Source organism: Natrinema pallidum DSM 3751 (assembly GCF_000337615.1).
Taxonomy (GTDB): domain Archaea; phylum Halobacteriota; class Halobacteria; order Halobacteriales; family Natrialbaceae; genus Natrinema; species Natrinema pallidum.
The window spans coordinates 1-12981 of record NZ_AOII01000041.1; the positions used below are offsets into that span (position 1 = coordinate 1).

General features: G+C 65.2%; 12 protein-coding genes. 9 read left to right on the forward strand and 3 right to left on the reverse strand.

Features of this window, described 5'->3' with window-relative positions; all coding sequences use genetic code 11:
* The first annotated feature begins 304 nt into the window (after nt 1-304).
* A complete protein-coding gene (locus C487_RS06525; RefSeq protein ID WP_006184910.1) occupies nt 305-1084 on the forward strand; it encodes a PHP domain-containing protein in 780 nt (259 codons plus the stop codon).
* 56 nt (nt 1085-1140) lie between these two features.
* A complete protein-coding gene (locus tag C487_RS20965) occupies nt 1141-1305 on the forward strand; it encodes a DUF6757 family protein (protein WP_006183007.1) in 165 nt (54 codons plus the stop codon).
* A gap of 16 nt (nt 1306-1321) precedes the next feature.
* On the opposite strand, the gene C487_RS06530 is transcribed toward C487_RS20965, so the two are convergent.
* Nucleotides 1322-1645 carry a 4Fe-4S dicluster domain-containing protein gene (locus C487_RS06530; protein ID WP_006184912.1) on the reverse strand — a complete coding sequence of 108 codons (324 nt, stop codon included), beginning with the start codon at nt 1643-1645 and terminating at the stop codon, nt 1322-1324.
* Between the two features lie 229 nt (nt 1646-1874).
* Here C487_RS06530 and hemB point away from each other — a divergent pair, with 229 nt between their 5' ends.
* From hemB to hemL, 3 genes are all read left to right on the forward strand, one after another.
* Nucleotides 1875-2885 (forward strand): porphobilinogen synthase, encoded by a 1011-nt coding sequence (gene hemB / locus C487_RS06535; RefSeq protein WP_006184913.1) that lies wholly within the window; start codon nt 1875-1877, stop codon nt 2883-2885.
* 493 nt (nt 2886-3378) lie between these two features.
* A complete protein-coding gene (locus C487_RS06540; RefSeq protein WP_006184914.1) occupies nt 3379-5079 on the forward strand; it encodes an ammonium transporter in 1701 nt (566 codons plus the stop codon).
* Nucleotides 5080-5295: 216 nt separating this feature from the next.
* The gene (gene hemL / locus C487_RS06545) at nt 5296-6642 is read left to right on the forward strand and encodes a glutamate-1-semialdehyde 2,1-aminomutase (protein ID WP_006184915.1); all 1347 of its coding nucleotides are present in this window, start codon (nt 5296-5298) and stop codon (nt 6640-6642) included.
* A gap of 138 nt (nt 6643-6780) precedes the next feature.
* Here hemL and C487_RS06550 read toward each other — a convergent pair whose 3' ends face one another.
* Entirely contained in the window at nt 6781-9096 is a 2316-nt protein-coding gene (locus C487_RS06550; protein WP_006184916.1) for a nitric-oxide reductase large subunit, read from the reverse strand.
* Nucleotides 9097-9282: 186 nt separating this feature from the next.
* Complete coding sequence (locus tag C487_RS06555; RefSeq protein ID WP_006184917.1) at nt 9283-9648, reverse strand: group I truncated hemoglobin; 366 nt, start codon at nt 9646-9648, stop codon at nt 9283-9285.
* Nucleotides 9649-9857: 209 nt separating this feature from the next.
* On the opposite strand from C487_RS06555, the gene hemC reads away from it, so the two are divergent.
* The 4 genes from hemC (at nt 9858) to C487_RS06575 (ending at nt 12970) form a co-directional block, all read left to right on the forward strand.
* Nucleotides 9858-10997: a hydroxymethylbilane synthase gene (gene hemC / locus C487_RS06560; protein WP_006184918.1), complete on the forward strand. Its 1140-nt coding sequence runs from the start codon at nt 9858-9860 to the stop codon at nt 10995-10997.
* 14 nt (nt 10998-11011) lie between these two features.
* A complete protein-coding gene (gene cobA / locus C487_RS06565) occupies nt 11012-11809 on the forward strand; it encodes a uroporphyrinogen-III C-methyltransferase (protein ID WP_006184919.1) in 798 nt (265 codons plus the stop codon).
* Between the two features lie 3 nt (nt 11810-11812).
* Nucleotides 11813-12556 (forward strand): uroporphyrinogen-III synthase, encoded by a 744-nt coding sequence (locus C487_RS06570; RefSeq protein WP_049907987.1) that lies wholly within the window; start codon nt 11813-11815, stop codon nt 12554-12556.
* A gap of 84 nt (nt 12557-12640) precedes the next feature.
* Nucleotides 12641-12970, forward strand: coding sequence for a PQQ-binding-like beta-propeller repeat protein (locus C487_RS06575; protein WP_006184921.1), 330 nt, complete (start codon nt 12641-12643; stop codon nt 12968-12970).
* Nucleotides 12971-12981: the final 11 nt, after the last annotated feature.

Here is a 12981-nt window from a genome sequence, read left to right on the forward strand (position 1 = left end):
TACGAAGAGCTTCGTCGAGTCATCAGCAGCAATGAGATGCTCTCACGGGCTCACGCTGTGCCGGCTGTCGAGACCTCGGGGTAAACACGTACTATAAATCAAATAGAGGGTGCTGTTTTCAGCCGTCTCAGTGGCTCAGCCAGGAACTCTATGGGGGTAAACACATGCGATAATTATAAACATTGTCCATGCATGTTTCCTAGTAGCACTGTATACCTAATACACCTAGTAGGCCCCTAGAGATCGCGACGGTCGGGACGGGAATGAAGAAATGCCTTTAGCAACGGGGCCGTTCGGATACCGTATGACATATGCGGACTTACACGTCCACACGACCCGCTCGGACGGCAGCCTCGCGCTCGAGGCGGTCCCCGAGGCCGCTCGTCGCGGCGGCGTCGAGGTCGTCGCGGTGACGGATCACGATCGGGTCCAGCCCTTCGACGGGCCGGTCGTCGAGCGCGACGGTGTGACGCTCGTACACGGAATCGAGTTGCGGGTCGAGACGCCGGGGGGACAGCGGATCGACCTGCTGGGGTACGGACTCGAGCCGAGCGCGTCGCTCGAGGCGATTCTCGCCGACATTCAGGACAACCGGATCGAACGCGGGCGGGCGATCGTCGACTGCGTGGAGTCGCGACTGGGGATCGATCTCGACGTGACCATCGACGGCGGATTCGGGCGACCGCACATCGCGCGAGCGATCGAGGCCCATCCCGGAACAGAGTACGAGTATCAGGGCGCGTTCGATCACCTCATCGGCTCCGACTGTCCGTGTTACGTGCCCCGGGACGTCCCGTCGTTCGAGACGGGGCGGGACGCACTGGCCGAGTCGTGTCGGCTCGTCTCGCTTGCGCATCCGCTGCGATACCGGGACCCGGACCGCGCGCTCGCGCTGGCGGCCGACCTCGATGCCGTCGAACTCCAGTATCCCTACGGCCGGGATGTCGCCCGCGAGCCGGTCAAGCGCGCCATCGAACGCCACGACCTGCTCGCGACCGGCGGCAGCGACGCTCACGACGACCGCCTGGGAATCGACGGCCTCTCTCGGCGCGCGTACGACCGACTCGGGTTGACAGATAACTAACCCAAATCCTGGCCGCGAGCGGAGGGTTCAATGTGACGTGGTCCCAACAGCGGGATATGAACTGCCACTACTGTGACCGCGAGGCCGCCTTTGCGGCTGAGTCCGATGGACTCAAAGTCGGCCTCTGCGAGGAACACTTCCGCGAGCGGTTACAGGAACTCGCCGAAGCCGACGGGCTCGAGAGCCTGAAGGAGAAAGTCGACGTCGATCGCGCCGAGTAAGCGTCGCCGCGTCGTTTCAAGCCGTTCGTCCGGCGTCGACGTCGATGGCGTCGACCGGACAGACGTCGACACAGAGCATGCAATCGATACACTGTGCTTCGTTCGCTGGGTCGGCTTTCTCTTCGCTCTCGGGGTGACCCGGCGTATCGATCCACTCGAAGACGTCGACGGGACAGTCCTCGACGCAGGCACCGTCGGCGAGACAGATGTCGAAGTCCACGGCGACGTGCGTTCCGTGAATACCGAGTTCTTCGGGCTCGTCGACGGGGCCCCAGACCGAGTGGCCCTCGTGTTCGTCGACCTGGTCGCGGTTCTCGTGGAACTGTGGGTCTATGGCCATTGCTAGCAGCTTAAATGTGAGACGCGTACTTAAAAGTGCGTACTCGCTGCAATTCGCGTTGCGACGGGACCCGCGGAACGGGACAGCGCATACGTCGAGGGGCCGTGGGACGACCGAGTTGGCCGCCGAGCGACACCGAAACCGGTCGGGATGGCGGCTCCGGACCCGACAGCGGCGAGGATCGATCCGCGAGCGAGGCGCTTTTGCGACTCCTCTCGAAAACACGAATATGGATCTCACCCATCGCCCCCGGCGACTCCGACAGGATCGCGTTCGCGACCTCGTCAGCGAGACGAGCCTCGAGCCCGCCGATCTCATCGCGCCGGTGTTCGTCGATGCGACGACCGACGAGCGCATCCCCATCGAGTCGATGCCCGGCCACGACCGCGTGCCGATCGACGGGATCGTCGCCCGCGTCGAGGACGTCCTCGAGACCGGGGTCGAGGCGGTCATGCTCTTTGGCATCCCCGAATCGAAGGATCCCGAGGGGAGTCGCGCCTGGGCCGACGACGGCGTCGTACAGGAGTCGGTGCGGCGGATCACCAGCGAGACGGACGCTTACGTCATTACCGACGTGTGTCTCTGTGAGTACACCGATCACGGTCACTGCGGTCCGCTCGAAGCGGAGCTACGCAGCGAGGGCGGTCTCGAGGACGGGCCGGCCTGCGAACCCACGATGACCGTCGATAACGACGCGACGCTCGCGGCCCTGGAACAGATCGTCACCTCCCACGCCCGTGCGGGCGCTGACATGGTCGCCCCGAGCGGGATGATGGACGGGATGGTCGGAACCATCCGATCGGCGCTGGACGAAGCGGGGTTCGAACACGTCCCGATCATGAGCTACGCGGCCAAGTACGAGAGCGCGTTCTACGGCCCGTTCCGGGACGCCGCTGACGGCGCGCCCGCGTTCGGGAACCGCCGGCACTATCAGATGGATCCGGCCAACGCCCGCGAGGCCGTACGAGAGGTTCGCCTGGACGCCGAGCAGGGCGCGGACGTGATGATGGTCAAACCCGCGCTCCCGTACCTCGACATCATCAGTACCATCCGCCGCGAGTTCGACCACCCCGTCGCCGCCTACAACGTCTCCGGCGAGTACGCCATGCTTCACGCCGCCGCCGAGAAGGGCTGGCTCGAGCTCGAGGCAGTCGCCACGGAATCGCTGCTGTCGATCAAGCGGGCAGGTGCGGATCTCATCCTGACGTATTTCGCCGAAGACGTTGCACAGCGGCTGTAGCGACGGTCTCGACCGCTGCCGATTCTCTCGTGTGAGCCCCCGAATCGAAACCGACCACGTTCTGCCGCAGGGAACGGTCGATTAGACGAACGTCAATATCGTCCCCGGATCGCGTGACGGGGCGGCAATATCTGCCGCGCGCGGGCGCAATCGCGTCGGGACGGCCCGTTCGGGCGACGATTCGCGGGGAAAGTATTCGATTTCGAGCCGTTCGCCACCCGATCCTGGGTGACAAACACGTAAAATATAACCGCCGCTCGAAAAAGACGTGATTTCCAATGCCCTTATATGCATTAAATCTGCTTTAGCATTGGACGGATAAACCTATTACAGCCAATATTCCGCCCATTCGTCAACGCTAATCCTTAAATAGAGCAGAGACAATCGACCCAAACGTGATTAAGAGGACGATCATGAACGAAGCTGCACTAAAAGAGGGCGATCGTATGGTGAGTGGAAGTTGCAGTGACCGGGAGAGAGGGGTGAGTATCTGATGGAGCCGACGCTCCTGCAGACCGACGTGGACCCACAGGTCATCGCCGACGGGGTCAATCTCCTGTGGGTGCTCGTCGCGACCTTCCTGATCTTCTTCATGCACGCCGGCTTCGCCATGCTCGAGGCGGGACAAGTGCGCTCGAAGAACGTCGCCAACCAGCTGACGAAGAACCTGTTGACCTGGAGCGTCGGGGTCGCCGTGTTCTTCCTGATCGGTGCGGCGATCTCCGGCGTCGTCGGCGGCGATGGATTCTCGCTGACGTTGGCCGCCGAAAACCCGAACGCGTGGGTCGACTGGCTGTTCGGTGCCGTCTTCGCGATGACGGCGGCGACCATCGTGTCGGGAGCCGTCGCCGGCCGTGCGAAGCTTCGTGCGTACGTCGGCTACACCTTCGTGCTGGCCGCGGTCATTTACCCGGTCGTCGCCGGGATGGGGTGGGGCACGGCAGGGCCGCTCACTGCAGATGGCGTGCTCGGTGCCGTTATCGGAGCCGGATTCCACGACTTCGCCGGCGGGATGATCGTCCACGGAATGGGCGGCATCGCCGGTCTCACCGCTGCCTGGGTGCTCGGCCCGCGCATGGACCGGTACAACGACGACGGCAGTGCAAACGTTATTCCCGGCCACTCGCTGACCTTCGCCGTGCTCGGAACGCTCATCCTCGCGTTCGGCTGGTACGGCTTCAACGTCGGAACCGCGGCGACCGTCTTCGAGGTCACCGACTCCGGTGACCTCGCGCTCGCTTCCTTCGCGACCGTCGGCCGCGTCGCCCTGACCACGACGCTCGCGATGGCGTGCGGTGCGATCGGAGCCGGCCTCGTCGCGTGGCTCAAGACCGGCAAGGTCGATACGCTCTACGTCGCGAACGGCCTCCTCGCCGGTCTGGTCGGCATCACCGCGATCCCCGACACCACTGCGTGGTGGGGCGCGTTCGTCGTCGGCGGCATCGCCGGCGCACAGTTACCGATCGTCTTCGAGTTCGTCGAGGACTACCTGAAGATCGACGACGTCTGTGCGGTCTTCCCCGTCCACGGCTCTGCGGGTATCATCGGAACGCTCCTGTTCCCGTTCGTGGCGGCACCGGGCGTCGTCGATAGCGTCGGGACCGCGTTCGCGGCGCAGATCGCTGGCGTCGCCGTCATCACCGTCTGGACGGTCGCTGCGACCGCGATCGTCTTCGGCGCGTTCAAGGCCGTCGGACAGGCCCGCGTCTCCGAGGAACACGAACGCGACGGCCTCGACGTCTCCGAACACGGCGTCGACACCTACCCCGAGTTCGGCCAGCCCGATGTCGCCACCGATGGCGGCCACACGGAGGAGATCATCCGTTCCGACGGCGGCGATCCGAACGACGGGCGGATCAAGATGGTCACCGCGATCGTCCGCCCCGACCGCCTCGGCGCGATCAAGCAGTCGCTGGCCGAAGCCGGCGCACCGTCGCTGACCGTCACCAACGTCTCCGGTCGCGGCTCTCAGCCCGCGAAGAAGGGCCAGTGGCGCGGCGAGGAGTACACGGTCGATCTCCACCAGAAGGTCAAAATCGAATGCGTCGTCGCCGACATCCCCGCCCAGGAGGTCGTCGATGCCATCCGCGAGGGTGCCGAAACCGGCGAACCCGGCGACGGCAAAATCTTCGTCATGCCCGTCGAGGGCGCGACGCAGATCCGCACCGGCAAGACCGGACCCGACGCCGTCTGAATTCGGGACGCGGCCGACCGTGCGGTCCCCGTCGATTCGATCGAAGGCACCGGCAGTCGATGCGGTCTCGTCCGGTTCCCCGGTTTCTCGAGCGACCACGAGTGGCGGGTGAGCGGCCGAGTAAACGACCCCACGCGTACACGTTCGGCAGTTCCTGCCGGCGGATCGGCGTCGAACCTCGGTACTACTTTGCCCCGCGACTGCGAAAGCCCGCGCATGACCGAGGACAATTCACGCGAGCTGTACGACCGGGCGCTATCGGTGATGCCCGGCGGTGTCAACTCAGCGGTTCGCGCGGCAATCGAACCCTATCCGTTCTTCGTGCGGAAAGGCGAAGGCGGTCACGTCATCGACGCCGACGGGAACCGCTATATCGACTGGGTGATGGGGCTCGGCCCGCTGCTGTTGGGTCACGACCTCCCCGAGCAGGTCCAGGCCGCCATCCAGCAGAAGGCCAGCGAGGGACCGATGTACGGCACGCCCACGCCGGTCGAAGTCGACCTGGCGGAGTTCGTCGTCCGCCACGTCCCCAGCGTCGAGAAGATCCGGTTCGTCAACTCCGGGACCGAAGCCACCACCTCCGCCGTGCGACTCGCGCGGGGGTACACCGGCCGGAACAAGATCGTCGTCATGCAGGGCGGCTACCACGGTGCCCAGGAGTCGACGCTGGTCGAGGGCGACGCCGACGATCCGAAACCGTCCTCGGCGGGGATTCCGCAGTCGTTCTCCGAGCACACCCTTCCCGTCCCGTTCAACGACGAGGAGGCCATGCGCGAGGTCTTCGAAGACCACGGCGACGACATCGCGGCGGTCCTCACCGAACCCATTCTGGGTAACTACGGCATCGTCTACCCCGAATCGGGCTATCACGAGTTCCTCCGCGAGATCACCGACGACCACGGCTCCCTGCTGATCTTCGACGAGGTCATCACCGGCTTCCGCGTCGGCGGGCTGGGTTGTGCACAAAGCGAATTCGGCGTCACGCCGGACCTGACGACGTTCGGCAAGATCATCGGCGGCGGCTTCCCCGTCGGCGCGATCGGCGGTCGCGCCGAGATCATCGAGCAGTTCACACCCTCCGGCGACGTCTTCCAGGCCGGCACCTTCTCGGGTCACCCCGTCACGATGGCGGCCGGCCTCGAGACGCTGAAGTTCGCCGCCGCAAACGACGTCTACGACCACGTCAACGGACTCGGCGACCGGCTCCGGCATGGGCTGACCGACATCGTAACCGATCAGGCCCCCAGCTATACCGTCACCGGAACGGACAGCCTGTTCAAAGTAATCTTTACGCGGGACGGGCCGGGTCCGGACTCGCTCGAGGAGCAGTGCGAGGCCGGCTGTCGGCAGGACCCGACCTGTTCGCGATACGACTACTGTCCGAAAAACGCCGCGGACGTCAAAAACGCCGAGACGGAGCGCTGGCGGCGCATCTTCTGGGGCGAAATGAAAGATCGGGATGTCTTCCTCTCGCAGAACCAGTTCGAGTGTCAGTTCGTCAGTTACGGCCACACCGTCGCGGACGTCGAGGAGACGCTCGAGGCGTACAAGGAAGCGCTCTGATCGCGTCCCGTTCGGTGTGTTCCCGACGGCGAACTCGCCGCGACCGGCGGTATCGGCGGGGCCGACGGCGTCACGGCCGCGCGCTCACGGCTCCCGACCGAGCGTCGAACGGCGAAAACCGAGGCGGAGTCACCAGGGTCAGTCGTCGTCGCTGACCGGGTCGGCCGGGCTGCGGTCGCCGAAGATTCGGTCGGCGATGACGTGACCGCTCGTCTCCTCGGCGGTCGCCTTCCGCTGGAAGAGGAGTTTCGCAACGACGTCCCAGGCGAACAGGACCGCTCCGAGGATCAACAGCGTATCACCGGGCATACGCAGCCAGAACAGCGTCTGGATGAGCCCGCCGTTGTAGAACTCGAGGCTTCGCGAGGCGGCATACCCCTGCGTGAACGCGGTCTCGAGTTGGAGGAAACCGACGGGGAGCAGCGACAGGAACAACATCAGCGCGAGGCCGAGGTTGCACAGCCAGAACGACCAGCGCAGCCGGCGTTCGGACCAGTGGGTGTTACGAGTGGTCACGCGGAGGATGTAGACGGCCATTCCCATCGCGAGGAAGCCGAACGCACCGAACATCGCGCCGTGGGCGTGGGCGACCGTCAGATAGGTCCCGCTCTCGAAGTAGCTGATCACCGGCAGGTTGATGAAGAAGCCGATCACGCCGGCCCCGAAGAAGTTCCAGACGGACGAGGCGACGATGAAGTAGAAGGCCATTCGGTAGGGGAAGTCCGTGCCGGCGGTGTCCATCGCACGGTACTGTCCCAGCGCCTCGTAGAGGATAAAGAGCAGCGGGATGAACTCGAGGGTCGAGAAGACGCTCCCGATCGGCAGCCAGACTTCGGGGAGGCCGGCCCACCAGTAGTGGTGAGAGACGCCGATGATGCCGCTGCCCATGACCAGCGCGGCCTGGAAGATGACGGCTTTCTCGGCGGATTTCTTGGTGAGGAGGTTCATCGAGACCAGCGTCAGCGCGATAACGACGATGATGAAGAACTCGAAGACGCCTTCGACCCACATGTGGACGACCCACCAGCGCCAGAACTCCGTCATGACGAAGTTCGTCTCGGGCGTGTAGAGGAAGCCGGCCATGAACAGCAGGCCGATAGACCCGCCCGCGTAGACGATCATATGGGCCAGCCCGTAGCGGGGTTCGCGGTCGAGTAACGGTTTGAACCCGCGTGCGACCAGGGCAGTCCAGCCGAGGAAGCCGACCAGCAGCCCGGCCTGCCAGATACGGCCGATCTCGACGTACTCCAGCCCCTCGTTGCCCAGGAGCCACCAGAGTTGGCCGTCGAAGACGTTGTTGATGCCAAGCCAGATGCCGGCCAGACCGCCGACGGCGACGACGAGCAGCGCGCCGATCAGACCCTTGATGTAGAGGGCCTGCTTGCGCGGTTCGTGACCCGTCAACAGCGGCGCGAGGAACAGTCCGGCACCGAGCCACATCGTGGCGATCCAGAGCACGCCGAGGTCGACGTGCCAGGTCCGGGCGATCGACCAGGGAAGCCACTGGAGGATGTCGAACCCGAGTAGCTCGTTGAGGCCGAAGAAGCCGTCACGCTCGATGTAGTAGTGGGCGAGCAGACCGCCGAGGAACGTCTGGAGAACGAACAGCACCGCCCCGATGAGGATAAATCTGGTACTCAGTAGCTGACTCGGCGTCAGATCGATCTCCTTCGGATGGGGGATCGAGACGCCCCCGGCCTCCGGTTCGGGGAGTTCGACGGCCTGGTAGAGCCAGATCGCGATCCCGGCACCGGCGACCAGCAACACCATCGCGATGACGCTCCAGGTCATCACGGCCCCGCCGGCGTCGTTACCCGCGGCCGGCGAGTACGGGAAGTCGTTCGTGAACGAGACGTCGGTTCCCGGACGGTCGGTGTGAGAAATCCAGGCGGTCCACAGCGCGAAGTCGGCGAACTGCTCGGCCTCTTCCTCCGTCGGAATCAGCCCCTCCTGAATCCCCCGCTCGCGGTCGCCCTCGTGGTACGTCTCGACGTAGTCCTGACGCACCTGCTCGTGGGCATACGCCTCCGCCGCGGAGTACTCGACCCGCTCGCCGTGGGTACTCGACTGGAGTTCCTGACGAACCGTCTCGTCGATCGCGGCCTGTTCGGGCGTCTCGAGGTCCTCGTAGGCCGTCTCGTACTCCTCCTGCGCGTAGTAGTCGCGCATGTAGTCGGTCTTCAACTCGAGGGTATCGGCCGTGTAGTCGACGTCGTAGTAACTACCGCGGCCCAGCATCGACCCCTGGTTCATCAAGCCGTTCTCCTGGAAGACGGTTTTCCCGGACTGCACATCGTCGCTCGTCGCGACCGTTTCGCCGTCCGGACCGACGATCGTGTTCGGGATCTCCGGTTCGTTCTCGTAGGAGAGCCACGCCCCGCCGCCCATGACGACGAGGTTCACGACGAAAATCGTCGCGAGAAACATGGCGAGTTGTTTTCTGGATATCTGCATGACAATCGGACCTCGAACCTGAACCCCCCTCAAATAACCCAGTAGTTCCTACGATCTGGAAGAAGGCCCGAACACGTTCGCAGGGGCTGTTAGGGGACGTGAGTTCGTAGCGATCCCCCAACCGTCCGTCGATCGACGGCGGTCGGGGGCTCCGACCCGCTCACGAAGCGGAACGGGCGAAAACAGTCAGTCCGCGGCCGTGACGATCGCGTCCTGATAGCTCGCGATTTCCTCGAGAACCGACTCGCGGTCGTCTTCGTCGACGTCGAACTCGGCGGGCGCGTCGTCGAGGTGCGTCGCGATGGCCTGGAAGTCCGTCGGCGTGATACCCATATCCGCGTGAACGGCTTCCATCTCGCCGCCATCGTACTCGACCGGACCGCCGGTGACCGAACTGATGAACTGGGCCTGATGTGCGCGCTGTTTCTGCATATCGACGTCGTCGAAGTAGCCGACGACCTGGTCGTCCGCCATGATACGGTCGTAGAATTCGTCGACGACAGCCGTAATCGCGTCTTCACCGCCGAGTCGCTCGTAGAGGGTGTCTGCCATTCGGTCAAATATTCGACTGCCACGTAATATAAATAGCATCCCGAACGTGTTTCGCGAAAACATTGTGTGTCAACCTCAATCGAATGAGTTCGGAGCCACTGCAGCAGTTCCATCACGCGACCCGATTCCGTTCCGGTTCGTGAAATCGCGTGCGTTTCCCGCGTCGGACAAGCGTGCGCTTTTCATACTCGAGGCACCGACTGCACCCTATGAGAACGCGCGGGACGTTGCGACTGGCGACGAGGGGGTCCACACTCGCCCGGCGACAGGCCACCCTGGTACAGGAGGCCCTCGAGGAACGGCGGTACGAGGTCGAACTCGTCACCGTGGAGACGACGGGGGACCAGATCAGAGACGAATTGATCCATCAACTCGGGAAGACCGGCGCGTTCGTCCGCGAACTGGACGAACGCGTCCTCGACGGGGAGCTCGACGCCGCGATCCACTCGATGAAGGACATGCCGACCGAACAGCCCGCGGAACTCGTGACCGCAGCGGTCCCCGAACGGGGACGGCCCGGCGACGTCCTCGTCACGCCCGACGGGGCGACGCTCGAGGAACTGCCATCGGGCGCGACCGTCGGGACCTCGAGTCTCCGCCGGCGCGCGCAACTGCTCTCCGAGCGCTCGGACCTCGAGGTCGAGCCACTGCGCGGGAACGTCGACACGCGCCTCGAGAAGTTGCTCGCGCCCGCGCTGCAAGCGGAACACCAGGAGCGCTCGGAGGCGGACAAAGAGCGCAAGGGCAACACCGGTAACGAGGACTTCGAGCCCGAATACGACCGCACGGTCGACGAGTGGTTCGACGATCTCTCGGAACTCGAGAAGGGCGCGCTCGGCCGCGAGGTCGAGACCGAGTACGACGCTATCGTCCTCGCTGGCGCGGGCCTCGAGCGCAGCGGGCTCGCCCACTACGTCGACTATCAGGAGTTGTCGACGTCGACGTTCGTTCCCGCACCGGGACAGGGGGCGCTCGCGGTGACCGCACCCGACGGGGAGACGGCTCGGGATATTCAGACGCACATCGATCACCCGCGAAGCCGCGTCGAGACGACCGTCGAGCGGACGATTCTGTCGGAACTCGGCGGCGGCTGTATCGCGCCGATCGGCATCTACGCGATCGTGCAGGGCGAGTACGTCCACACGAACGTCAGCGTCTTCGACCGCGACGGCGAGGAGTCGGTGACCGCCAGCCGGGACCTGCCGGTCGAGACGTACGCCGATGCCGCCCGCTCGTTCGCGCGGGACCTCGCGGATCGCGGCGCGGCGGAACTGATCGAGCAGGCCCGAGCGGCGGCTGACGGCGACGACGGGACCGCCTCCGAGGGAGATAAGCCTGAGGGGAAATAGCTAGCGAGTACCGAATGTCAGACAACGCTATCGACGTCGACTCGGGCACCGTCTACCTCGTCGGCAGCGGACCCGGCGACCCCGACCTCTTGACCGTCAAGGCAATGCGCCTGCTCGAGGCCGCGGATGTCGTCCTCCACGACAAGCTACCCGGCCCTGAAATCATCGATATGCTCCCCGAGGACCGCCGCGAGGACGTCGGCAAGCGCGCCGGCGGCGAGCGAACGCCGCAGTCGGAGATCAACGAGCGACTGGTCGAACTCGCCCGCGAGAGGAACGCCGTCGTCCGGCTCAAGGGCGGCGACTCCTTCGTCTTCGGTCGCGGCGGCGAGGAGGCGGAGTACCTCGCGGCCCACGACGTGCCGTTCGAAGTCGTCCCCGCCGTCACCTCGGCGATCGCCGCACCCGCGGTGGCCGGAATTCCAGTCACGCACCGCGATCACGCCTCCTCGGTTTCCTTCGTGACGGGCCACGAGGACCCCACGAAGGAGGAGTCGGCGGTCGACTGGGACGCCCTGGCCGCAACCGGCGGTACCATCGTCGTCCTGATGGGTGTCGGCCGGCTCCCGGACTACACGGACGCGCTGCTCGAGGCTGGCATGGCTCCCGAAACGCCGGTCGCACTGGTCGAGCGGGGCACCTGGCCGGGCCAGCAGGTCGCGACGGGGACTCTCGAGACCATCGTCGACGCCCGTGACGAGGCGGGTATCTCCCCGCCCGCGATAACGGTGATCGGCGATGTCGCCGGCACGCGCGAGTCCATCGTCGACTTCTTGCGAAACGACTACGGGACAGCCGAGGACGAGGCGTAACCGATGAGTATCTCACCTACAGTGGCCGTCTTCCGCCCCGACGACGACCGCCTCGAGCGGGCCGTCGACGTGCTCGAGACCCTTGGAGCCGAGCCGGTCCCCGACCCGATGCTGGCAGTCAACGCGACCGGCACGGTTCCTCGAACAGACGCCGAGTACGTCGTCTTCACCAGCAAGACCGGCGCGGCACTCGTCTCCGAGGCGGGCTGGGAGCCGGGCGACGAGATCGTCTGTGCGATCGGCCCGGCGACGGCCGACGCGCTCCGTGAAAAAGGGTATGCGGTCGACCTCGTCCCCGACGAGTTCACCTCGAGCGGGCTCGTTACGGCGCTCGAGAGCCGGGTCGACGGCGCGCGCGTCGAGGTCGCGCGTAGCGACCACGGCAGTTCGGTGTTGCTCGAGGGGCTCGACGACGCGGGCGCGTACGTCCACGAAACGATCCTGTATCGGCTCGTTCGGCCCGAGGAAAGCGGCCGCTCGGTCGAACTGGCCGCCGAGGGGGACCTCGACGCCGCCTGTTTCACCTCGTCGTTGACCGTCGAGCACTTCCTCGAAGCCGCCGCCGAACGCGGGGTTCGCGAGGACGCACTCGCGGGACTCGCGGATGCGACCGTCGGCGTGATCGGCGAGCCGACGGCCGAGACTGCCGCCTCGCTCGGAATCGACGTCGACGTGGTGCCCGCCGAGGCCACGTTCGATGCGCTCGCTCACGAGACGGTCGCAGCGATCCCGAGTCGGAGCGAGTGAGCCCGTCTCACGGGGCCACCCGTCCCGGGGAAGAATCGGCGATCTGGAAGGCTTTATTTATCGCCGACGGGGCAGGTGTCATTCGTGACCGACCGTCGTCCCGTCCTCAAAACGATCGCCATCGGTTTGAGCAGCGCGGCCGGGTGTCTCGGCACGACCGGCGATGACGCCGTCAAACGACTGGCCCCCGAACGGGAACTGTGGTCGTTCGAAGCCGACGGTCGACTCCTCGCGACTCCCGCCGTGTCCACGTCGGTAGCCTCGATCGGAACGTCTACGCGCTCGATCCGGAGACGGGCGAGGCTCACGCGGTTCGAAACTGACAACGTCGTCATCGCCGCACCGGTCGTCGCCGACGACGTTGCTTACATCGCGAGCAACGACGGACGGGTCTATGCCCTCGACGTACTCTGATTCGAGGCCTC